The 1,215-nt window shown below is 34.6% G+C and carries 1 protein-coding gene; it reads right to left on the bottom strand.

Annotated elements, in window-relative coordinates:
- A partial coding sequence (locus AB1414_21175; protein MEW6609925.1) for a hypothetical protein occupies nucleotides 1–782 on the bottom strand: 782 nt, incomplete at its 3' end.
- Nucleotides 783–1,215 lie beyond the last annotated feature (433 nt).

Below are 1,215 nucleotides of genomic sequence, written 5' to 3'. Positions count from 1 at the left end.
TGGTCAAGATTTGAATCTTTTACTTTTAGTAATGTACCATTGTCATATTTTATTGCAGGTACATCTTCACCATCAGGTATAAGTTCTAACTCTTCATCTGTTAGTGTAATTATCTGGTTTTTGTCAATGCCTAAGTTTTCAATGGTCTTATCTTCCATGATGCGTTTTTTAGTTCCTGAAACAATCATAAATCTATTGTCTGCTTCGCTTCTAACTAATGTCCCGTTAGGATAAATGGCAGAAAATATCAGCGCTTTATCAAGGTCATTTACCTCCTCATCCAGATTTACATCGGCATTTTTGTAGCCTAATTTGACTATTTCAGTTTTATCTTCCCAGTTTGGGTCATTGGATGTTTTACTGTAGGCTTGCTTTAACAGGTCAAGATTGGGGAGATTGGTATTTGCCCAAAGAGTAAATATATCTTCCTGGTCTATCTTATTATCTTTGTTAAAATCAACCTGCTTATTTTCTTCTGGTGGTTTGTCTATGGCTTGTTCAATCGAGGTTAAGAGGTTAGTAATATTCGGGGCATATAATTTCAAGTCACTGACAGTTATTTTACCATCAAGGTTTTTATCGAAGAGTTTGTAACCAGTATCAGGAATAATTTTAGTTTCATCCTCCCAGCCAATATCTCCTGCTTTTTTCTTCATTGCCTCGCGCAAAAAGGTCTGGCGGACGATATTATCGAATGTCGGGTCAAAATGCTCAACTTCGTTTTTAGTTTGATTATAGTGAAGTAATAATTTTGGGTCTAAAACAACTTGATTATTAGCCATAATATTTTACCTCCTTTTTAACCACGAATTTAACGAATTATACGAATTTTTTTTACCCATTAATTCGTGCCATTCGTGCCATTCGTGGTTTATAAAAACAAAAAAGCCTTCTTGACTTTAGATTAATGCCAGAAGGCTTACCTTTCTTTTTTTATTTTCCTGCTGAATTTATGATGACCATAGGGATAAGGACTCATCTTCTTTTTACTCTCCTTTTTAATTTCCCTCCCTTGTTTGTGTGTTATAATTATACCACATAATTTTAAATTTGTCAAGAGTTTTTTTCAATTTTTTTTACTGCAGAGATTGAGAGCGTTGCGTAGAACTTAAGGCTATATTTACGGTGCGTGGCATTGTGTTACCTCATTTCTTGCCATCTTTTTGTTTCTCTTGACATTTTGGAGTCCCAAAAGATAACCCAGAGGGTCATTAA

This window comes from bacterium (assembly GCA_040755795.1).
Lineage (GTDB): Bacteria > UBA9089 > CG2-30-40-21 > CG2-30-40-21 > SBAY01 > JBFLXS01.
The sequence above is the reverse complement of the archived record's forward strand: the minus strand, read 5'-3'. Positions and strand labels throughout refer to the sequence as shown.